General features: G+C 47.4%; 18 protein-coding genes. 3 read left to right on the plus strand and 15 right to left on the minus strand.

Annotated features, from left to right (window positions below):
• Position 1: 1 nt before the first annotated feature.
• From kdsB to RGV86_RS08910, 3 genes are read left to right on the plus strand one after another with little or no spacing between them, the layout of a single operon-like run.
• The gene (kdsB, locus tag RGV86_RS08900; protein WP_105289837.1) at positions 2-742 is read left to right on the plus strand and encodes a 3-deoxy-manno-octulosonate cytidylyltransferase; all 741 of its coding nucleotides are present in this window, start codon (positions 2-4) and stop codon (positions 740-742) included.
• Entirely contained in the window at positions 739-2,766 is a 2,028-nt protein-coding gene (locus RGV86_RS08905; protein ID WP_309508381.1) for a capsule polysaccharide biogenesis protein, read from the plus strand. Before kdsB ends, RGV86_RS08905 begins: the two co-directional genes overlap by 4 nt.
• A 34-nt stretch (positions 2,767-2,800) precedes the next feature.
• Positions 2,801-4,015 carry a capsule polysaccharide biogenesis protein gene (locus tag RGV86_RS08910; RefSeq protein ID WP_175119557.1) on the plus strand — a complete coding sequence of 405 codons (1,215 nt, stop codon included), beginning with the start codon at positions 2,801-2,803 and terminating at the stop codon, positions 4,013-4,015.
• 64 nt (positions 4,016-4,079) lie between these two features.
• Here the strand turns inward: RGV86_RS08910 and RGV86_RS08915 are convergent.
• The 15 genes from RGV86_RS08915 to gspD all read right to left on the minus strand — a co-directional run bounded on the left by RGV86_RS08915 (position 4,080) and on the right by gspD (position 21,385).
• Positions 4,080-4,777 (minus strand): IS1-like element IS1A family transposase gene (locus tag RGV86_RS08915; protein ID WP_309508380.1). Its coding sequence is split into 2 segments (ribosomal slippage): positions 4,080-4,528 and positions 4,528-4,777, totalling 699 coding nucleotides; the frame shifts between segments, so codons are not numbered across the junction.
• Between the two features lie 104 nt (positions 4,778-4,881).
• Positions 4,882-5,619 carry a CatB-related O-acetyltransferase gene (locus tag RGV86_RS08920; RefSeq protein ID WP_175119558.1) on the minus strand — a complete coding sequence of 246 codons (738 nt, stop codon included), beginning with the start codon at positions 5,617-5,619 and terminating at the stop codon, positions 4,882-4,884.
• A 218-nt stretch (positions 5,620-5,837) separates the two neighbouring features.
• On the minus strand, positions 5,838-9,179 hold the full coding sequence (locus tag RGV86_RS08925; protein WP_175119559.1) for an HAD family hydrolase: 3,342 nt from the start codon (positions 9,177-9,179) through the stop codon (positions 5,838-5,840).
• Positions 9,180-9,327: 148 nt separating this feature from the next.
• The gene (locus RGV86_RS08930; protein ID WP_175119560.1) at positions 9,328-9,996 is read right to left on the minus strand and encodes an ABC transporter ATP-binding protein; all 669 of its coding nucleotides are present in this window, start codon (positions 9,994-9,996) and stop codon (positions 9,328-9,330) included.
• Positions 9,993-10,769: an ABC transporter permease gene (locus RGV86_RS08935; RefSeq protein ID WP_000124281.1), complete on the minus strand. Its 777-nt coding sequence runs from the start codon at positions 10,767-10,769 to the stop codon at positions 9,993-9,995. The genes RGV86_RS08930 and RGV86_RS08935 overlap by 4 nt, the downstream gene beginning before the upstream one ends.
• 1,143 nt (positions 10,770-11,912) lie before the next feature.
• Entirely contained in the window at positions 11,913-12,449 is a 537-nt protein-coding gene (gene yghD, locus RGV86_RS08940) for a GspM family type II secretion system protein YghD (protein ID WP_105281447.1), read from the minus strand.
• Complete coding sequence (gspL, locus tag RGV86_RS08945) at positions 12,436-13,629, minus strand: type II secretion system protein GspL (RefSeq protein ID WP_175119422.1); 1,194 nt, start codon at positions 13,627-13,629, stop codon at positions 12,436-12,438. The genes yghD and gspL overlap by 14 nt, the downstream gene beginning before the upstream one ends.
• Positions 13,626-14,603, minus strand: a complete 978-nt coding sequence (gene gspK, locus RGV86_RS08950; RefSeq protein ID WP_021551394.1) for a type II secretion system minor pseudopilin GspK — start codon at positions 14,601-14,603, stop codon at positions 13,626-13,628. The genes gspL and gspK overlap by 4 nt, the downstream gene beginning before the upstream one ends.
• A complete protein-coding gene (gene gspJ / locus RGV86_RS08955; protein WP_222686690.1) occupies positions 14,600-15,205 on the minus strand; it encodes a type II secretion system minor pseudopilin GspJ in 606 nt (201 codons plus the stop codon). The genes gspK and gspJ overlap by 4 nt, the downstream gene beginning before the upstream one ends.
• A complete protein-coding gene (gene gspI, locus RGV86_RS08960; protein WP_000820131.1) occupies positions 15,202-15,573 on the minus strand; it encodes a type II secretion system minor pseudopilin GspI in 372 nt (123 codons plus the stop codon). The genes gspJ and gspI overlap by 4 nt, the downstream gene beginning before the upstream one ends.
• Positions 15,570-16,133 carry a type II secretion system minor pseudopilin GspH gene (gene gspH / locus RGV86_RS08965; protein WP_175119424.1) on the minus strand — a complete coding sequence of 188 codons (564 nt, stop codon included), beginning with the start codon at positions 16,131-16,133 and terminating at the stop codon, positions 15,570-15,572. Before gspH ends, gspI begins: the two co-directional genes overlap by 4 nt.
• Before the next feature lie 3 nt (positions 16,134-16,136).
• The gene (gspG, locus tag RGV86_RS08970; protein ID WP_001087292.1) at positions 16,137-16,592 is read right to left on the minus strand and encodes a type II secretion system major pseudopilin GspG; all 456 of its coding nucleotides are present in this window, start codon (positions 16,590-16,592) and stop codon (positions 16,137-16,139) included.
• Between the two features lie 16 nt (positions 16,593-16,608).
• Positions 16,609-17,832, minus strand: a complete 1,224-nt coding sequence (gene gspF, locus RGV86_RS08975) for a type II secretion system inner membrane protein GspF (protein WP_085461170.1) — start codon at positions 17,830-17,832, stop codon at positions 16,609-16,611.
• A complete protein-coding gene (gene gspE, locus RGV86_RS08980) occupies positions 17,832-19,325 on the minus strand; it encodes a type II secretion system ATPase GspE (RefSeq protein ID WP_085461171.1) in 1,494 nt (497 codons plus the stop codon). Before gspE ends, gspF begins: the two co-directional genes overlap by 1 nt.
• On the minus strand, positions 19,325-21,385 hold the full coding sequence (gspD, locus tag RGV86_RS08985) for a type II secretion system secretin GspD (RefSeq protein WP_000498829.1): 2,061 nt from the start codon (positions 21,383-21,385) through the stop codon (positions 19,325-19,327). The genes gspE and gspD overlap by 1 nt, the downstream gene beginning before the upstream one ends.

Here is a 21,385-nt window from a genome sequence, read left to right on the forward strand (position 1 = left end):
AATGAGCAAAGCAGTTATTGTCATTCCGGCTCGTTATGGCTCATCGCGCCTGCCGGGTAAGCCGCTACTTGATATTGTTGGCAAACCGATGATCCAGCATGTCTACGAGCGTGCGTTACAGGTGGCGGGCGTCGCAGAAGTTTGGGTGGCAACTGACGACCCGCGTGTTGAACAGGCCGTACAGGCGTTTGGCGGGAAAGCCATTATGACGCGTACCGATCATGAATCCGGCACCGATCGGCTGGTCGAAGTGATGCATAAAGTCGAGGCAGATATCTACATTAACCTGCAGGGCGACGAACCCATGATTCGTCCGCAGGATGTAGAAACGCTGCTGCAAGGAATGCGTGACGATCCCGAGTTGCCGGTGGCAACGCTATGCCACGCGATATCTGCCGAAGAAGCGACTGAACCCAGCACGGTAAAAGTGGTGGTGAATACCCGCCACGATGCACTTTATTTCAGCCGTTCGCCGATTCCCTATCCGCGCAATGCTGAAAAAGCGCGCTACCTGAAACACGTTGGTATTTACGCTTATCGTCGCGATGTGCTGCAAAACTACAGTCAGTTACCGGAGTCCATGCCGGAGCAGGCGGAATCACTGGAGCAGCTACGGTTAATGAACGCGGGAATCAACATTCGCACGTTTGAGGTTGCCGCAACCGGTCCGGGCGTTGACACCCCTGCATGTCTTGAAAAAGTGCGCGCCCTGATGGCACAGGAACTGGCTGAAAACGCATGATTGGCATTTTCTCGTCCGGCATCTGGCGTATTCCAAATCTGGAGAAATTTCTGGCGCAACCGTGCCAGAAACTTTCTCTGCTGCGCCCTGTTCCGCAAGAAGTTGATGCTATCGCCGTGTGGGGACATCGCCCCAGCGCGGCGAAACCAGTCACCATCGCCAAAGCAGCGGGAAAACCGGTCATCCGTCTGGAAGATGGATTTGTGCGCTCGCTGGATCTTGGCGTCAATGGTGCGCCGCCGCTTTCTCTGGTGGTGGATGATTGCGGCATTTACTACGATGCCAGCAAGCCTTCGGCGCTGGAGAAACTGGTACAGGATAAAGCCGGAAATGCGGCATTGGCAGATCAGGCCAGAGAAGCGATGCACACCATCGTGACCGAAGATTTGTCGAAATATAACCTGGCGCCTGCGTTTGTGGCTGATAAGTCAGAACATTCAGACATCGTTCTGGTTGTCGATCAGACATTTAATGATATGTCAGTGACGTATGGTAATGCGAGTCAGAATGAGTTTGCAGCCATGCTGGAAGCCGCGATGGCGGAAAATCCTCAAGCCGAAATTTGGGTGAAGGTGCATCCGGATGTACTGGAAGGAAAGAAAACAGGTTATTTCGCCGATCTGCGCGCCACGCAACGAGTACGTTTGATTGCCGAGAATGTCAGCCCGCAGTCGCTGTTGCGACACGTTTCCCGGGTTTACGTCGTGACCTCCCAATACGGCTTTGAAGCCTTGCTGGCAGGAAAACCAGTGACATGCTTCGGCCAGCCCTGGTATGCAGGCTGGGGCTTAACGGACGATCGCCATCCGCAGTCGCCGTTGTTATCTGCCCGACGCGGTTCTGCCACGCTGGAAGAACTTTTTGCCGCAGCATACCTGCGTTACTGTCGCTATATCGACCCGCTAACGGGGGCCGCAAGCGATCTGTTTACCGTGCTGCAATGGCTGCAATTACAGCGCAACCATCAGCAACAGCGTAATGGCTATTTATGGGCGCCAGGCTTAACGCTGTGGAAGTCGGCGATCCTGAAACCTTTCTTGCGAACGCCAACAAACCGACTGAGTTTTTCACGTCGCTGTACTGCGGCGAGCGCCTGCGTGGTATGGGGTGTAAAGGGGGAACAGCAATGGCGAGCCGAAGCGCAGCGAAAATCACTGCCATTATGGCGAATGGAAGATGGTTTTCTGCGTTCATCCGGACTTGGCTCTGACCTGCTGCCGCCGTTATCGCTGGTGCTGGATAAACGCGGTATTTACTATGACGCCACGCGCCCCAGCGATCTGGAAGTGCTGCTGAATCATAGCCAGCTAACGCTGGCGCAGAAGATACGAGCTGAAAAATTACGCCAGCGACTGGTTGAAAGCAAACTGAGCAAGTACAACCTGGGAGCCGATTTCTCTCTACCAGCCGAAGCCAAAGATAAAAAAGTTATCCTGGTGCCGGGTCAGGTAGAGGACGATGCCTCTATTAAAACAGGCACTGCCTCGATTAAGAGCAACCTTGAGTTATTACGCACAGTACGCGAGCGTAATCCGCACGCCTACATTATTTATAAACCGCACCCGGATGTACTGGTGGGGAATCGCAAGGGCGATATTCCGGCAGAACAGATTGCTGAACTTGCTGATTATCAGGCACTGGACGCAGATATTATTCAATGCATCCAACGCGCAGATGAAGTGCATACCATGACGTCGCTGTCGGGGTTTGAAGCGTTATTACATGGCAAGCGCGTACATTGTTACGGCCTGCCCTTCTATGCCGGTTGGGGTTTAACCGTTGATGAACATCGCTGCCCGCGTCGCGAGCGAAAATTAACGTTAGCGGATCTGCTATATCAGGCGCTAATTGTTTATCCAACCTATATCCACCCAACACGGCTACAACCTATTACGGTTGAAGAGGCGGCGGAATATTTGATCCAGACTCCGCGCAAGCCGATGTTTATTACCAGAAAAAAAGCGGGGCGAGTAATACGCTATTACCGCAAATTAATTATGTTCTGCAAGGTCAGATTTGGCTAAACAATTTCACAGTTGACTATTACACAAATTATTTATGCAAGGTAATGCACTAACCGTTTTATTATCCGGTAAAAAATATCTGCTATTGCAGGGGCCAATGGGACCCTTTTTCAGTGATGTCGCCGAGTGGCTAGAGTCATTAGGCCGTAACGCTGTGAATGTTGTATTCAACGGCGGGGATCGTTTTTACTGCCGCCATCGACATTATCTGGCTTACTACCAGACACCGAAAGAGTTTCCCGCATGGTTGCGAGATCTCCACCGGCAATATGACTTTGACACTATCCTCTGCTTTGGCGACTGCCGCCCATTGCATAAAGAAGCAAAACGCTGGGCAAAGTCGAAAGGTATCCGTTTTCTGGCATTTGAAGAAGGATATTTACGCCCGCAATTTATAACCGTTGAAGAAGGCGGAGTGAACGCATATTCATCGCTACCGCGCGATCCGGATTTTTATCGTAAGTTACCAGATATGCCTGCGCCGCATGTTGAGAACTTAACACCTTCAACGATGAAACGTATAGGCCATGCGATGTGGTATTACCTGATGGGCTGGCATTACCGTCATGAGTTTCCTCGCTACCGCCACCACAAATCGTTTTCTCCCTGGTATGAGGCTCGTTGCTGGGTTCGTGCGTACTGGCGCAAGCAACTTTACAAGGTAACACAGCGTAAGGTATTACCGAGGTTAATGAACGAGCTGGATCAGCGTTATTATCTTGCCGTTTTGCAGGTATATAACGATAGCCAGATTCGTAACCACAGCAATTATAACGATGTGCGTGACTATATTAATGAAGTCATGTACTCATTTTCGCGTAAAGCGCCGAAAGAAAGTTATTTGGTGATCAAACATCATCCGATGGATCGTGGTCACAGACTCTATCGACCATTAATTAAACGGTTGAGTAAGGAATATGGCTTAGGTGAGCGAGTCATATACGTGCACGATCTCCCGATGCCGGAATTATTACGCCACGCAAAAGCGGTGGTGACGATTAACAGTACGGCGGGGATCTCTGCGCTGATTCATAACAAACCACTTAAAGTGATGGGCAATGCCCTGTACGATATCAAGGGCTTGACGTATCAAGGGCATTTGCACCAGTTCTGGCAGGCCGATTTTAAACCGGATATGAAACTGTTTAAGAAGTTTCGGTGGTATTTATTGGTGAAGACGCAGGTTAATGGGGTTTATTATGGGGTTCTGAACATAAGTCGGCATGGGGAACATAAGTGCTATTCATAGAGTTTTTTCAATATAATTGAAATATTATTATTGCATATAAAAAAGTCAGGGTAATGACTCTAACTTATTGATAGTGTTTTATGTTCAGATAATGCCCGATGACTTTGTCATGCAGCTCCACCGATTTTGAAAACGACAGCGACTTCCGTCCCAGCCGTGCCAGGTGCTGCCTCAGATTCAGGTTATGCCGCTCAATTCGCTGCGTATATCGCTTGCTGATTACGTGCAGCTTTCCCTTCAGGCGGCATTCATACAGCGGCCAGCCATCCGTCATCCATATCACCACGTCAAAGGGTGACAGCAGGCTCATAAGACGCCCCAGCGTCGCCATAGTGCGTTCACCGAATACGTGCGCAACAACCGTCTTCCGGAGCCTGTCATACGCGTAAAACAGCCAGCGCTGGCGCGATTTAGCCCCGACATAGCCCCACTGTTCGTCCATTTCCGCGCAGACGATGACGTCACTGCCCGGCTGTATGCGCGAGGTTACCGACTGCGGCCTGAGTTTTTTAAGTGACGTAAAATCGTGTTGAGGCCAACGCCCATAATGCGGGCGGTTGCCCGGCATCCAACGCCATTCATGGCCATATCAATGATTTTCTGGTGCGTACCGGGTTGAGAAGCGGTGTAAGTGAACTGCAGTTGCCATGTTTTACGGCAGTGAGAGCAGAGATAGCGCTGATGTCCGGCGGTGCTTTTGCCGTTACGCACCACCCCGTCAGTAGCTGAACAGGAGGGACAGCTGATAGAAACAGAAGCCACTGGAGCACCTCAAAAACACCATCATACACTAAATCAGTAAGTTGGCAGCATTACCATCTGCAAGATGATAATTAACGACGATAATAATAGACATACAGAAAATTTTATTTCTGCATAATAAGCCTATCATATTCTAATCTATATTTATTTTCAGGAATCATTTTTATACCTAAAGAGATTTTTTCTAACATTTGCTCTGCTGCCGCCTCTGGCTCTTGGAAATTTATGTCTTTTAGATATTTAATGTCATATTTCCACCATTGTGACAATTGAATTTTTTCAATTACTTTTTGGTCAAATCTATAACGTAAAATTTTTGCAGGAACACCTCCAACAATAGCAAATGGAGGAACGTCTTTTGTAACGACAGCACCCGCAGCAACAATTGCACCATCACCGATCTTAACACCGCGCAGAATAACGACTCGAGTACCTATCCAAACGTCATTTCCTATTATTGGAGCTCGTTTTGAAATGCTAAGCGGAAGCCTCTTAGTGTTGTTAAAACCTTCAGCATTAAGCCAATCATTAAAAGCAGAGCGACCATATTGAAAAGGATGTGTACTTAACCAGTTGACGGGATGCTCCCCATCTCCAATGGATACATCCGGTGCTATACTACAATAATTTCCAATATCAGCACAAAGCCTTCCTCCACGCATAAAAGAATAGGCTCCAACACTGATATTTCCTCGAATTTCTGTTTTTACAAGATGAATGGGGGGAGAGAAGGTTAATGATAAACCTTTTGGTACTCCTGTGTGGTCTAATTTAAGACCAATAGGTTTAAATATTTCCGCTCTTTGCGCGATTGTCTTTCCTGATATGTCAATTATCGTCATCTTTAATATACCTTTAATTAAAAAACAAGAGAATCACAAACAAGTTACATTATATATTTGTAACGGTAAATAGTTATAATCATTAAACAAATATGAATGGAGATATAAATACATATAATAAACTTAACATTTATATTTAATACTATAGCAAATTAATATGCGCCTTATTAGGAATAAAACTTACATAATGTTATGGACAAGGCGCTTTTTAAAATACGTTAGAACTTACTTCCTATTATTTTATAATAATGCGAAATAAACTTATTATTAGAGTCTTTGAAAAACATACTCCGATCCCTGAGATATTTATTTTTTTTCTTACCTTTTAAAAACAATTCGAATATTACTCGTTCAATTACAGCAACTCTATTTTGCTTGCATTCAATTGGTTTGGCTTTTACCTTATCATTTTTATTTTGTTTAGTACTTATTGTATTATTTATATTCTTAACTGGGGGTTCAGGTTTTATTTGAACATTTTGAGACGGCGTTGAATTTATAAATAGACCTGCAGCTTCTTTCCAAATCATATTATCAATGGTTTTTTTATCATTTTTATATTCATCTGGGACAAATAGATATCGACGAATGTTAGGACCTGTTGCATCTTCAAATAGAACCCCCTTAAACATTTCCGCATCATTTTCATTCGGTGTTTTTAAGAATGAATCGAAAAGAAAACTTCCTAAACTAGGATCAATATATCCATTTAACACACTGCTTGAATAATTTTCTGCGAGATCGTGCGCCAAAGCTAAAACACCAGAATGTATTTCTTTTACAACGGTTTGTCTTGTGGAATCATCAAATTTACTTTTAACGATTTCAAATCCATTATTAGTTTTAATAGGTTTAATAAAACTATTGTCTGCATCACAAAAAATTGTTTCATAGAAGAATCTATGGCTACATATTCCATATTTTGGAGATGACGGATTTTCAAGATGCACACTATACCCATGCAAGAGAGAACTATCTGAAACATTTTTCAATGCACTATTAAATGTTGCATAATATATACCATGAATATTTTCTTTATTAAGTATTTTTTGATATGCAGATTGCATTGATGCAGCATAACCGATATCAACTACCGCAATATTTTCATTAGTGTCCATGCCGTGGGAAGATAGATAATCAATTAAGTTTATTCTTTCTTGCTTAGCATTTTCCAAAATTATATCAGAAAGCTCACAAACTAATTGAGAAAGTTTGTCCTTACTGAACTTACCGCCAATAGGATGATCGTAATCCTTTAGACTATATTTTTGTAATACTTCAACAGAATATTGATCTTTAGTTATACCAAAACGATTTTCTAGCCATGCAGATATGGTTGTTGAATATATTGTTTTATATACTTCCACTAATAAATCTTTTTTTGACTTAAATAATGGAATACTTACAGAACGACGTGATGAGTAAATATAATGTGATTCTATATTTATATCTGGATAAAGGATATTGAAACAATCATATGCCACCTTGGTATCACGCGATAGAAAATATAATTTCTTGATGTTATTTTCTATTGCTATTTTTTTTATCCATGATGTGAACCCAATAATAACAGGACCAAAGGCTTGATATCCAAATTTAAATTTATCAGCACCGTAAGGCGATGATTTCTCTTGGCTTTCATTATCGTAATAACGATTTGATATCGTTGTTACCACAGCATCAAGTAATGGTGTTTTATTTAAGGAAACTGTATCAACCCAGTTTTTCATCTCTGGGGTATAAAATTTCGCAATATCAATAGCCCTTGGTATATGATAGGTATTAATCCCCATGCCACTTGGTACTCGAACATCTCCTTCTATATTATCTCCAATATGTAATACTTCATTATTGCTTACTCCATTATCATTTATTACATACTTAAATAAATCCCCTGTTTTTTTCTTTAATCCTATTTCAGAAGATAAATATATTTTATCGTAGCCTGTTATTTTATTCTTCTGTAAGATTACTTCTATTACATCAGATTTCAAGTACATATCTGAAGTTAATACTATTTTTTTGTCTAATTTTTTTGCATATTCAAATATATCAACTCCCCTTCTGCGAGGAATGATATTTTTTATTTCTTGCTCTATCTCAATTTTTTTTAAGCAAGAACATTCTTTATCTGTTAGAAAAAGAATTTCCTTAAGGCAATTATATATTTCATCAAGTGTACATTCTTGTTTTCCATTTTTAATGGCTTTTTCTAATGCTCTGTTTTCAGCAAGAATACGAAATTGTTTAAATTCTTTTAAATTTGACTCATTATTTTTATTGTATTCATTTTCAACCAGATTAAACAAATCTCTTGGGGAATAAAACTTCCTGGTAATCAGAGTATCGAAAATATCAAAAGATATTACTTTTTTTTCTTTTATTCTATCAAACAACCCAGATTTACTTTTTTTGTTTTTTGGCTGCGGGTTCTTTGGTGCATTAATTTCTCGAGTTTTATTCCAAAGCGTCGAAACTGTTTGCTTTACACTTTCCACTTTATCTATATTCCTATACCCCCAATAAAAGGATAAGGCATCTCGAGTTTTGTCTTTTCCTGAAAAATAGCTGACAACCGGAACATTATTAACATTTATTAATGGGGACAATATTGAAGCCCAAAAATGCCCATAGAAAATTTCGTGCATCACCGACGTATAATCTTTCTTATGATCTCCGATTGTTATAACTGGTTTGTATAAAAATTCCACATCCTTGCCAAAGTATTTTGCTTCATGAACAACAGATGAGGAAATGGAAAAAACATATTCAATTTCTTTGGACGCCAAGAGATGATAAGTTGGGTCATCATTAAGAGTGACGTTTTTAAATTTTTTCAAATAGTTTATTATTTCTTCATCTCCATCTTTAACAAATGGATGCCGGCTATAATAAACATGATTGTATTTCTTAACTACTTTTTCAAAAACATTTTTGAAATCAAGTAAATTTAGCATTTTTCCATTATGGAAAACTGCTTTATCGTTTAGTGTTTGGCCCACAAACAATGCAGAATTATCTTTTAAAAAAGATTTATTTTTCCTATAACCTCGATAGTTTTGAACTTTTAAACGATCTGCATATAAATAATACGTCTCACTTGGTATATTGAAAGTGTAAAGTTTGTTATTTATTTCTTCATTGTTTGACTTTAAACCAAACAATACATCATCCATATATCTTATTGGATGCAACCAAATGTCAATATATGTTACTTTTATTTTATCGAGAATTTTTCTTGTTTGCTCTGATAATTCATATCCTATAAGGATAATATCATTACTTATTATACTTTTAATGTATTTAATGGATGCTGATTTTATATCCTTCTCATCATAATAGAACTGTTTATCCTCAACATATTCTATGTTTGATAATGCAAAAAAATGTTTTCTGTCAAAATTTAAAACATTCCATTTTTTAGTTGAAAAACATTTCGCATCAAAAGATGTCGCTATTTCTATAGGTCGACTTATAAAGTCATATACCCAGCGAATATTATTATCCTGCTCATCTCCGCTAGTCATAAGGAAGTCAGAAGTTACATATATACGTTTCATCAATCAGCTCCGGCATGGTATCAATGAATACCATTATTTTACATCATATACACAAATTAAACTCAAAATATCAACGTCACACATTCGATATTGATTATTTGTTATAAATAGAGAGTATAAAATTATTTCAGATTTATATAAATAAATGCTATTTGCGGCTTTGTTCTGCTCGATATTTTTCTACCCCCTCCTGAACATTCTCATGAAAACTAACCCTATTATCGTTTTTAAAAACAATCGCCACATCACAAAACTCTTTCAATGAATTCAAACTATGTGAAACCATTAAAAAGCTAGACTCTTTATGCCTTTCTTTAAATAAATGAGCGCACTTCTCTTTAAACCTGGCATCACCGACTGCGGTTACTTCATCGACGATATAATAATCAAACTTAAAGGCCATGCTTAAACCAAAGCCTAAACGCGATCGCATACCAGATGAGTAAGTTTTGATCGGCATATCAAAGTACTTACCAAGTTCGGCAAATTCTTCAACAAACTCTATTTTCTCTTTCAGTTCTTCTTGCTTCGCGTATAACCGCGCAACAAATTTTACGTTTTCGCGTCCGGTTAAACTTCCCTGGAATCCACCGGCGAGGCCGACTGGCCATGATATCGTTTTATTGGTGATGATCTTTCCGCTATCGGGGCGGTCGATGCCGCCAATCATTCTCAGCAACGTTGATTTACCTGCGCCGTTGCGACCAATAAAGGCAACGCTTTTTCCTGAAGGGATTTCGATGTTTAAATCCTTAAACACATAGTGTCGCCCCGTTGGCGTGCGATATGACTTCGTCAAATTCTCAATCTTAATCATGATGTCAGCATTGCCTCCTCACGAGTTCGGTATAACGCCAGACCAATGAACAGGGTTATCAATGTGAACATTGCCAGGTAGTTCAGACTCACACCTTCGCTTATATAGCCAGGCATGACGGCCTCGCGGCTTAGCTCCACCACATGTACTAACGGGTTCCAGAGAAGATAAGACCAATATTGCTTAGGAATTGAGTGCAGAGGGAACATGATGCAGGAGATGAAATAAAGAGGCTTAAGAAGTATCGGTAGAACCTTTTGCATTTCGGGGAAGGTTTTACCAACGACCATGAATATTAAGCCAATGCTGCATGAAAGTATGATCAGCAGACTCCAGGTAGCCACAAGTTGTAAAAAATTTGTTATCTCGAAATATTCGCCTGCCATCCTGACAATGAGCATAAGCAGAATATAAACAGCAACGTAAATCAGTGTCTCAAGCAGTGCACGTGCAATGATCGTATCGATGGGTTTTACTGGACGATAATTAAACAGCCCCTGGTTCGCTTCAATAGCGCCGACAGAACGTTTGCTGATACTGCTAAAGATAAAAAAGGGAATCAGGCCATTAAGTAAGAACACCGGGAACGAGATATCTGGCATCGTGCGGTGCATAATGTAACCAAAAATGCCCAACAGTATCAGCAAATGCGCAGAGGGTTCGAGAATCGCCCACAAATACCCCAGACGAAACTTACCAAAACGTGTTCGTATTTCTCGTAGAAATAATGCCTCTACGGTGACTTTCTGGACTTCAAATCCACTTCTTGCCATTTGATGATGTGATCCTAATCTCTTCAGGTACGCTACCGCCCTTGGCTTAACAGCTACCAATACACTGGAGGTAATACTTGTTTGTAATTGGATAAAATACGTTCAGACGGTTTGACTTTTTAATAACCGCAAACAATTTCAGCAGAAATTATTTCCGCAGGGATAAATTGATCTATTTCCGTCTCATTTTTTCTAATCCATTCTTCAGGCATGAATGTATTCGGTCTTCTGGTAATTTCAGAAAACTGGCCGTTTTAGAATGTAGAGTTAATTTCTCAGGAAATTATGCGTAACTCTTTTTGCTTAGCCTGTATGGGTAAAAAAGATGTAAAGCACCATGCATTCTGGATTACTCCGGAACACACTTATTCAAAATGAGCTTTTAATTTCGCAAGAAATTATTTTTGCTTTTACTGTTAACTACTGGATTATAACACCACCTATAAATTTTATGCGTAGCAACACCTGCAATCTGTTTCACACCAGAACGCACGAATTTATTACCAATCAATTGTTTACCGAGAAACTATTTCCCTATTTAAAATTCACTCATGTACTTCTTATTTATATCTTCAGTCCCCTCTTTGCGGTCATATTTGTGATATTCATCACATTTAAACAATGTTATTTAAGTCGCAGGAATAATTCCGGCAGCAATTATTGTTGTCGATTAAAATATATGTCTTGATTATTTAGCGCGTTTATTTTAACCAGTGTTACAGCCAGCACTATCCCTCAGTAGATATACCTGAGCAGACATTGTTTCAAATCGACGGATAGTTTCTGTGGAAATTATTTTACTTACTTAAAATTTCCTTTCTGATTGTCTCCAGGAATTTTAGTAATTTCCAGGCTACACAAAATACAGATCACACAAGAATTATCCTATATGTTTTGACCTATCAATTGCCACCCAATGATTCATTACATCTATTAATGGTCATGATGTATTGCCACACTTAAGCATATTTATAGGACGCTGGGCTGTTTCAGGAGAGAACTCGTATCTGTTGTTTTGCAGAACATTCAGTGATGAGAGGAATGGGATATTTATTATTGCAAAAATATTCAATTCGGTGAGTGGATAAGAAGATTATACACTCACCTTTCGGGCTGAATTTCACAGGGAATTTACTGGAACACTTATCCTCTTATCAACTCCAGTCGCTGCACATTCACCATCCCTGGCTTCTCACCTGCGCTGACATCAATTTGTGTCACCCGCAGCGCATACTTTTCATCCAGCGCGTTTAACCAGTTCAGCAGGTCATTAAACACCACAGGATCTATCCAGACCTGAATATTCTCCCCGCGCTCAGCTATCCGCTTAATGACCACTGAATGCGCCGAAGCACTGTCACTAATGACCCGCGATACCTGCGCAGGCGTTGTTGTGGCGGATTTTCGCGCTGCGATAATATCCGGCGCGGCGCTCTTCAGTCGGGTATTCATCGCCACCAGCTGCTGCAACATCGTCTCCTGTTGCTCAATCCGTTCGCTCAAAGGTTGCCAGATGAGGACGTAATATCCGGCGCTAAACAGAAACACCGCCGCAGCCAGTAACATGCCCTTTTCGCGCGGCGAACGCCCCGCGAGATGTTGAGCCAGCCAGTGTTCGCCACGGCTTAACTGGCGTTCACGCCATTGCTGAAAATAGTGAATAAATTTATCGCGTAACATGATATTTCCTCCGCAACGTTACGCCGCCGGAAACCGCATCACCCTCTTTCTGTAACGCGTCCTGTTGCACAACATAATCAGTTGCCAGTGCGCTACGCAGTTTGTCGAAACTGGCAAAGTTTGCTGCCCGCAACTGAAGGTGGAACGTCTGGCGTTTTTGATCAAAGGTGAAACCACGCATTTCGATGTCGGTAAGTGACGCTGATTTCAGGGTACTGGCGATCGCTGACAATTCTGCGAGCAGCCGGGTATCGTCGGCCTGTGGGCGATATTTTTTCAGCGCCATCGTCACCTGAGAGCGTAAATTCACAATCCGCTTCTGCTCCGGGAATAGCGTTAAGAACTGTTTCTCCGCCTGGGTGCGGCTTTGCGCCACCTGTTCGCTGACGCTCCATAACGTCACGCCCCGTTCCACTACCAGCGCAACCAGAATCAGCAATATCGGCAGAATCATCACCCGCCAGCGCGCCCACTGTTTTCGGTAGCTGACGCGAGGCTGCCACTGGCCGCTTAGCAAGTTCCCTTCTGGTTCTCCGAATGTGGTAATGGCTGGTAGTGCCGTGATTGTCAGGCGTTCTGCGTCCGCATCAGCCCATGTAGATAGCTCTTCCGGCGCAATACCGACCACGGTCAACGAAAGCGGTAAATCCTGCTCATTGAGCTGTGCGCGTAACATGACCGGAGCCAGCGCCCGCCCGGCGCTCCATCCCCGGCACTCATTGATGCGGCAGATAACTCGTTGCGCATCGCCAGCCATATAGCCACAAGGAATGGACATCCAGTCCGGCGCGACGGTAGCGCGGGTGATGCCGTTTTCCTGCAACCACTGCGCAATGTTGCGCATATGCTGTTGGTGAATCACTGCCACGGTTGCCAGTTGCTGGTCGATTTTCAACGGGGCGAAATGCAGTTCATCGATATCCTGGTTCAGCTCTTCTTCCAGTAAGGCGGGCAGAATAGTCGGTATCTGCTTACGGGCGACATCAGGCAGTTCAACCTGCCAGACGCTGCTCCATTCGCCGGGAATGTAGAGCCGAATCGCATCAGTTTGCAGCCATTGTTGGAGACGTTCGTCAGCAACGTCAGGCCAGATACCGTGCTCCACGTCGGGTGTACGGCGCTGCCAACGGACGGTATCGGAGGCGCAAAGCGGGAAAAAAATCTCAAGGATGGAACTCACTCACTTTCTCCTGTCTGATGCCAGAGAACCGAAAAGTGTTGTGGCCCCATGCGGACAATTAACGAGTTCATCGTCAGTTCAATCTCATTCACGGTGATATCCGAACGCAGCCAGAAGTAATTGCTGTCCACGCTCAGGACGGTTTTTAGCTGTTTTTTAGTACGCTCATCGACGTCAGCAAGTAGCGGCTGCGCAAGAAACTGATCGACATCTTCCCACCCCTTCGCCGGACGTTGTTGTAATAACGCCCGCGCCTGAACAGGGCTTAACCACGGGTCAAACAGCGCCTCAAGAATCACGCTTTGCGTGACGTCTAATGTGTTGATGTTGATTTGCTGGCGGGTCATCGGCAGCGCACAAACCAGCGGTTTCAGTTTTTGATAAAGTCCGGCGTCCATTCCCTGCACCACGCGCATCTCGCTAATATCAGCCAGCGGTTGATTAGCGGCATAGAACGGCACCGAGCGGGCGAGATACTCGCTGTCTTCACGCCCCAGCCGCGTCTGCACGCTGCGATCCTCGTCAATAAACTCCCACAGGCTTTCGGCTATCAGTTCAGCTCGATAAGCTGGCACATCCAGGCGCGAGATCAGGGCAATCAACTGTTGTACCGCGAGCGGACGCGATGCCGTCGTCGGCTGAGCGAGGGCATTCAGGTTAAAGCAGGCCTGTGCGTCGCGCAGGGTGACGGCAATTTGCCCCTGCGGCAGAGGGAAGAAACGAGGGCCGGAAGCCCACGGCTGTGCCAGATGCACGCGTTGTTCATTTTTTAGGCTCAGACTGAGCGCGCTCAGCGCCAGGCTTTCAGCACTGGCGCTGTACCACAGCGCCTGCTGGTACTCCTGCTGGCTGCGCGTTCGCCCAAGTTGTTGCTGCATCCGCCCGGAAAGCGTGATGGTTACCAGCATTATGACCGCCAGCAATATCAGCACCACGACCAGTGCCATTCCGCGTTTTGGTGGTGAGGTGATCATGATAATTGCGGCCCGCGTAACAACCAGATGCGTTCAATCTCGCCCCATTGTGGCGAATGCAGGGTCATGCGCACCGCCACAGGGATCGCCTGCACTGACGACCAACTCTCCTGCCAGCGCGTGCCGTCGTAGAATTGCAAACGGAGCGAATCTGCCGGGATTAATTTTTGCGTTGTTGGCTTCACGCTGCCTGCTGCATCGGTCAGCGGCCAGGACAATCGTTCAAGATAACCGTCATGAATGCGGTAACCGACGGTAAGCAGATTACTGCGCGGCAGGCGCATCAACGGATTAACCACACCACCACGCACAAAGCGTATCCCTTCACTCTCAGACGCCAGCACGCCAGCGCCAGCCAGTAACGCCGGTTCCCGCTGCCCCTGCTCGCCTCTTACCGGGCGTGGCATCATTTGTGTCAGATCGTGGGTCAGAAAACTCATCGTTTGCTGCATGAGGTTTAGTTTTTGATCGTGTTCGGCGACGGCGCTATTCACGCGCGTGACGCCGTTTGTCACCTGCTGCGCCATCAGTGCCAGCGAGGCAAAAATGGCGATTGCCACCAGCATTTCCAGTAATGTGAAACCAGCGCGAGTCCTTCTCACTGTTGGCCTCCCACGGCGCTAAACCAGGCGCGTCGTGACTGGATCACCGACGAAAAGTCTTCATGACGGCTGACTTCAATATCCACCGCCTGGAGCAGCGCGTTACCGGTATTCAGCGGTGTAGTTCGCCAGTACCAGCGGCTTCCTGCCATATCGCTCTCGCCCTGATGCCTGACCGCCCGTTGTTCGCGGGTCATCAGGTAGAGCAGTGCGGTCTGGTTTTCAGCTACCCAGCCCGCTACCGTTTTCTCCTCAAGAACCTGCTGATTACTCAGCGCACCGCTGGCAATCTGTAGTACCGCCGTGGCAGCTAGCGCAAAAATCGCCAGCGCGAGCATCACTTCCAGCAACGTAAATCCGCGCTTCATGGCATCCTCTCATCACATTGATTGAGGGATAACGCGCCATCGTGCGCCAGCTTTACCGCCCAACATGCGTTTTGCGCCGCCGAGTAGAAGCGCAGCGTAAACGGCGTGGCGGGTTCAAAAGGCGAGAAGCGGATCTGCGGAGTCTTCTTTTTCGCCTCTTTTTGCAGTTCCAGTTCAATATCATGCAGCGTCAGGCGACGACGTTGCAGCTCCAGCGCATACTCTTTCTGCCAGATATCACTTCCGGGTTGTAACAGCATCTGCACCTGTTTCGACACCGTAACCTGTGCCGATAACCGGGTCGCAGAAACGGGCAACCACTGCCCCTGACGACGCTGCATAAACTGATAGCCTGGCGGGTCGATTAACACACCGAGTGTTTTCCCTTCGATCACTGCCCTGTCCTTAAACTGCGCAAAGCGAGTCAGAAAATCCTGCGCCGCTTTTTTCGCAGGCGATTCAGAATCGGTCGCAAAAGTCTGTACCACGCCCACACTGGCAAGGCCGATAAGGAAAATCACCAGCATGATTTCCAGAAGAGTGAATCCGCGTCCAGGCACTGATTACTGAAACTCCTGCAAATTCCAGTTACCGATATCTGCGCCAGCGCCTTCCCCGTTTTCCTGACCATCCGCCCCTAAGGTGTAAACATCAAACATCCCTTTTTCACCGGGGCTGAGATACTGATAATCATTGCCCCACGGATCTTTTGGCAGTCGTTTAATGTATCCACCTGGACGGTAGTTGCGGGAATCCGCCATATTGGCCGGTTGCTGGATCAGCGCCTCAAGCCCCTGCTCGGTGGTCGGATAACGCCCGTTATCCAGTCGGTACATATCCAGCGCGTTTTCCAGTGCCACGATATCGCTGATGGCTTTTTGCCTGTCCGCTTTTTCTTTGTTGCCCAGCAGGTTAGGCACCACCAGGCTTGCCAGAACGCCAAGAATAACAATCACCACCATCACTTCCAGCAGGGTAAAACCTGCCCGTGGTTTTTGTGTGCGGGATAATGAATTCATGTGATAACTCCGTAAATTACATTCCAACCATATTGTTCAGTTGCAGCATCGGCTCGAGGATGGCGATGACGATAAACAGCACCACGCCCGCCATCATCACCACCAGAGCAGGCTCAAACAGCCCCAACGCCAGCCCCACCTGGGTATCAAACTCCCGCTCCTGGTTGACTGCGGCCTGTTCAAGCATGGTTTCCAGCTCGCCGCTCTGTTCACCGGAGGCGATCATGTACAACATCATCGGCGGGAACAGGCGAAGCTCCGCCAGCGCGGCGCGCAGACTGCTTCCTTCGCGAACGCGATCTGCCGCCAGCAGCAGTTGTTGCTCGACATAACGATTTGCCGACACGGCGGCAGCGGTCTGAATGCCTTCCAGTAGCGGAACACTGCTGGCGGTGAGGATGCTTAACGTGCGGGAAAAACGCGCTGTATTCAGCCCGCGCGCAACACGCCCAGTCACGGGCAAACGCAGCAAGGTTTTATCCCAGCGCAGGCGCATGGCAGGATTTTTGAGTAACCGTTGCCCCAGCACCAGAAGCCCCAGCAAACCTACCAGCCAGTAAACGCCGCTGGTCTGTAACGTGTCGCTCATGGCGATGAGCATTCGGGTGGAGGCAGGCAGCGCGTGTCCGAGATGATCAAACTGTTCGATGATTTTCGGCACCACTGCCGTCAGCAAAATAGTGACCACGCCCGTTGCCACCACCAGCAGTACCAGCGGATAGAGCATGGCCTGCAGCAGGCGTGATTTCAGGCGCTGCCGCTGTTCGGTGTAATCCGCCAGGCGATTGAGCACCACATCGAGATGCCCGGATTTTTCTCCGGCAGCCACCATCGAACAAAACAGAGAATCAAAGACGCGGGGATGTTCGCGCAGGCTGTCCGACAGGGTATAACCTTCCTGAATCCGGCTGCGTAGCGCCATACCGAGGCTTTTTACATGCAGTTTTTCACTTTGCTCACTGACAGCCTGTAAGCAGGTTTCCAGCGGCATTGCTGCCTGCACCAGCGTTGCCAGTTGACGAGTGAACAGCGCCAGATCTGCCGCCGCCACGCGACGATGTGCGTGTCGCCGACGCTGCAACATTCCCCCTGACGAAGCATTCAGCCGGGCTTCAATGTGCACGGGGATAAGCTCTTTACCGCGCAACAACTGGCGGGCATGACGCGCGGAATCCGCCTCAATCATGCCTTTGGTTTTGCGACCATTACGCTCCAGCGCCTGATAGTAAAACAGTGCCATTACGCCTCCATGGTTACCCGCAGCACTTCATCGAGAGAGGTTTCTCCGGCGAGCACTTTCTCAATGCCGTTGCTGCGGATACCCGCAGAGTGTTGCCGGACATAACGTTCCAGCTCCAGTTCCCCGGCCTGACGGTGGATCAAATCACGCAATGTGGCGTCCACCACGATCAACTCATGGATGGCAGTACGCCCGCGAAAACCTTTGTGATTACAGGCGGGACAGCCCTGCGGATGGTACAGAGTGACGGTACGCGCATCGGTAATCCCCAACAGGCGTTTTTCTTCGTCAGTGGCAGGCGCGGGCTGGCGGCAGTCGGGGCACAGCGTGCGAACCAGTCGCTGCGCCATCACGCCCGTCAGACTGGAAGAGAGCAGGAAAGGCTCCACGCCCATATCCTGCAAACGTGTGATCGCCCCCACCGCCGTGTTGGTATGCAGGGTTGACAGTACCAAGTGTCCGGTCAATGACGCCTGGACGGCGATTTCTGCGGTTTCGGTATCGCGGATTTCACCCACCATCACCACATCCGGATCCTGACGCAAAATCGCGCGCAGGCCACGGGCGAAGGTCATCCCGACGCGGGTGTTGACCTGCGTCTGACCGATCCCTTCAATCATGTATTCGATGGGGTCTTCAACCGTGAGAATGTTGCGCGAGTGGTTGTTCAACTCCTGCAATCCGGCGTACAGCGTAGTGCTTTTGCCGGAACCCGTCGGCCCCGTCACCAGAAAAATACCGTGCGGTTTGTGCAGTAGCTGGCGCAATTGCGCGGTCAGTTCATGACTTAAACCCAGACGTTCCAGCGTCAGGCGAGCCTGGTTTTTGTCCAGCAGTCGCAGTACCACGCGCTCGCCCCAGGCGGAAGGCATGGTGGAGACACGCACGTCAATCGCCCGACCGCCCAGCAGCAGCGCAATACGTCCATCCTGCGGTACGCGTTTTTCGGCAATATCCAGCCGCGCCATCACCTTGATACGCGATACCAGCAACGAGGCCAGTTTGCGCCCCGGTCGCAGCATTTCATGTAATGTGCCGTCAACGCGAAAACGGATCACCAGACTCTTTTCAAACGTCTCGATGTGGATATCCGAAGCGCCTTCTTTAATCGCCTCTGCCAGCATGGCGTTGATCAGTTTGATGATCGGCGCATCGTCGTCACTTTCCAGCAGATCTTCCGTTTCCGGCAGCTCTTCTGCGAGGGTAAAAAAGTCCTCAGCAGAACCGAGATCTTCCATCAGCTGGCGAGCCTCGGAAGAGTCCCGCTGCCAGACCGCATTCAGTCGCTGTTCAAATTCGGCTTCGTCGATTTGCCGCAGCGTAAAGGGCGCGTTCAGCCCCCGTTGCAGCTCCTGCAAAACAGAGAGCGACAACGGGTGGACGTGGAGGATCTCCAGCGACGATTCGCACCATGCCACCAGGCTAAACCGACGGCTGAAACTGTAGGGCAGACGCACGGTGTTAGCGATGTTTTCCTGTGCTACAGGCACCATTAACGCGTTCTCCCGGCATTAAGGAATGCGCGTACTTCCGGCGGTAAGGCCTGGTTTTGCGCTGGCAGTACCGGCTGCGCGGTGTGCGGCATCAGGCTTAAGCCTTGCTCATCGCGATAGATCTGCTCGGCACGCATATAGTTATATTTGCGCTGCGACACGCCGTCTGCCGCCATACCGTCACGCAGAATCGTCGGGCGGATAAACACCATCAGGTTACGTTTTTCTTTTTTATCTGCCGTCGATTTAAACAGGTTACCAATCAACGGGATATCGCCCAGCAACGGCACTTTCGCCACACTTTCTCCCGCCTGGTCATCCATCAGACCGCCAAGCACGATCAGCTCACCGTCGTTAGCCAGCACGGTGGTCTTCAGTTTGCGCTCACCAAACACGACGTCGAGGCTGGTCTGCCCTTCCACCTTCGAGACTTCCTGCTCAATCACCATCTGTACCGCGTTACCTTCGTTAATCTGCGGCGTGACTTTCAGCATGATGCCGACTTTTTTCCTTTCTACCGTGTTGAAAGGATTGCTGTTATTGGAGCCAACGGTAGATCCAGTTAATACCGGAACGTCCTGGCCCACCATGAAGAAGGCTTCCTGGTTGTCCAGCGTGGTGATGCTCGGCGTGGAAAGGACGTTCGAGCTGGAGTCGTTTTTAACCGCCTGTACCAGCGCCATCCAGTCGCCTTTCACCACGCCAACCGCCGTACCGCTAAAGCCGGAAAGTAGCTGGGCGAGCGTGGAGAGATCGCCGTTGGTATCCGGGTTAATGGTGGTGGCACCGTTTTCGCTGATCACCGTGGAGCCTTTCTGCGGTTTTGCCTGAGAAATCGCCGCCCCCAGCGTGCCAATAGGGATCTGCGTACCGTTAGCAAACTGCATTAATCCGGCATCTTTCGACGCCCACTGCACGCCGAAGTTGATATTGCTGCCTTCGGCAACTTCCACGATCAACGCCTCGACATGCACCTGAGCACGGCGAATATCCAGTTGTTCAATCACGCTTTGCAGCGACTGCATGATGTCCTGCGGCGCGGTAACAATCAGGGCATTACTGTGTTTGCTGGCTGCGATGGAGACAACCTCACGCCCGCTACCGACCGTGCCTTCCGCCTCTTCTTTGGCGGCGGTGAGTGTGCCGCTGACCTGTTTCAGAACATCGACCAGATCTTCGGCTTTGCTGTATTTGAGATAGAACACCTGGCTGTTGCCGCTGCGCTCCATTTCTGAGTCCAGACGACGGATCAGGCGGCGCATTTTGTCCCGCGTGGCAGGGTCACCACTGACAATCACGCTGTTGGTGCGTTCATCGGCGACAATCTGTGATTTCAGCGTCGCTGGCTGGTTCTCGCCGCTGTTTTTAGTCAGGCTTTCCAGCACGCGAGCAATTTCCGAAGCCGAGGCGTTATCCAGCGGGATCACCTCTTCGGTGCGGTTTCCCGCATGATCCACGCGCTGGATCACTTCCGTCAGCCGTTCCACGACCGAGGCACGTCCGGTAAGCATAATCACGTTGGAGGGATCGTAATTAACAACATTGCCTGAGCCTGCGCTGTCGATCATCTGGCGCAGAATCGGTGCCAGCTCGCGTACCGACACATTGCGTACCGGCACCACTTTAGTGACCATTTCATCACCCGCGTAGTTGTCGCTACCTTCACCGACCAGCGGCAGCGGCTCGACTTTCGCGGCACTGGATTTCACCACCTTCAGCACGTCGTTTTCCATCGGTACGACGGCATACCCCTGTGCTTCCAGCAGGTTAAGGAATAGCTGGTAATACTGGCGTTCATTGAGCGGGGTCATGGTACGAATACTCACTTTCCCCTGCACGCCCGGCCCCATAATGATGGTTTTATTAAGGTTAGCGCCGACGGTTTCGATGAACGATTTCAGGTCGGTATCTTTAAAATTGGCGGTGAAGGTGGCTTCTTCCGCCCAGACCGGTGAACTACATAATGCCGCTGCCAGCACCAGCGGCAGTAAACGCTTTTTTGTTTTGAGGCCAGTTGTCTTCTTACGCCAGACCGACAACGTAATATCACGCCAAAACAC

The sequence above is a fragment of the Escherichia ruysiae genome (assembly GCF_031323975.1).
GTDB classification, from domain to species: domain Bacteria; phylum Pseudomonadota; class Gammaproteobacteria; order Enterobacterales; family Enterobacteriaceae; genus Escherichia; species Escherichia ruysiae.

Bases quoted from the DNA above. Each gene is read 5' to 3' on its own strand.
- RGV86_RS08905 (WP_309508381.1), top strand. From the start codon at position 739: ATGATTGGCATTTTCTCGTCCGGCATCTGGCGTATTCCAAATCTGGAG.
- RGV86_RS08935 (WP_000124281.1), bottom strand. From the start codon at position 10,769: ATGGCAAGAAGTGGATTTGAAGTCCAGAAAGTCACCGTAGAGGCATTA.
- gspF (WP_085461170.1), bottom strand. From the start codon at position 17,832: ATGGCACTGTTTTACTATCAGGCGCTGGAGCGTAATGGTCGCAAAACC.
- kdsB (WP_105289837.1), top strand. From the start codon at position 2: ATGAGCAAAGCAGTTATTGTCATTCCGGCTCGTTATGGCTCATCGCGC.
- yghD (WP_105281447.1), bottom strand. From the start codon at position 12,449: ATGTTACGCGATAAATTTATTCACTATTTTCAGCAATGGCGTGAACGC.
- gspG (WP_001087292.1), bottom strand. From the start codon at position 16,592: ATGAATTCATTATCCCGCACACAAAAACCACGGGCAGGTTTTACCCTG.
- gspK (WP_021551394.1), bottom strand. From the start codon at position 14,603: ATGATCACCTCACCACCAAAACGCGGAATGGCACTGGTCGTGGTGCTG.
- RGV86_RS08925 (WP_175119559.1), bottom strand. From the start codon at position 9,179: ATGAAACGTATATATGTAACTTCTGACTTCCTTATGACTAGCGGAGAT.
- RGV86_RS08910 (WP_175119557.1), top strand. From the start codon at position 2,801: ATGCAAGGTAATGCACTAACCGTTTTATTATCCGGTAAAAAATATCTG.
- gspI (WP_000820131.1), bottom strand. From the start codon at position 15,573: ATGAAGCGCGGATTTACGTTGCTGGAAGTGATGCTCGCGCTGGCGATT.
- RGV86_RS08920 (WP_175119558.1), bottom strand. From the start codon at position 5,619: ATGACGATAATTGACATATCAGGAAAGACAATCGCGCAAAGAGCGGAA.
- gspE (WP_085461171.1), bottom strand. From the start codon at position 19,325: ATGGTGCCTGTAGCACAGGAAAACATCGCTAACACCGTGCGTCTGCCC.
- RGV86_RS08930 (WP_175119560.1), bottom strand. From the start codon at position 9,996: ATGATTAAGATTGAGAATTTGACGAAGTCATATCGCACGCCAACGGGG.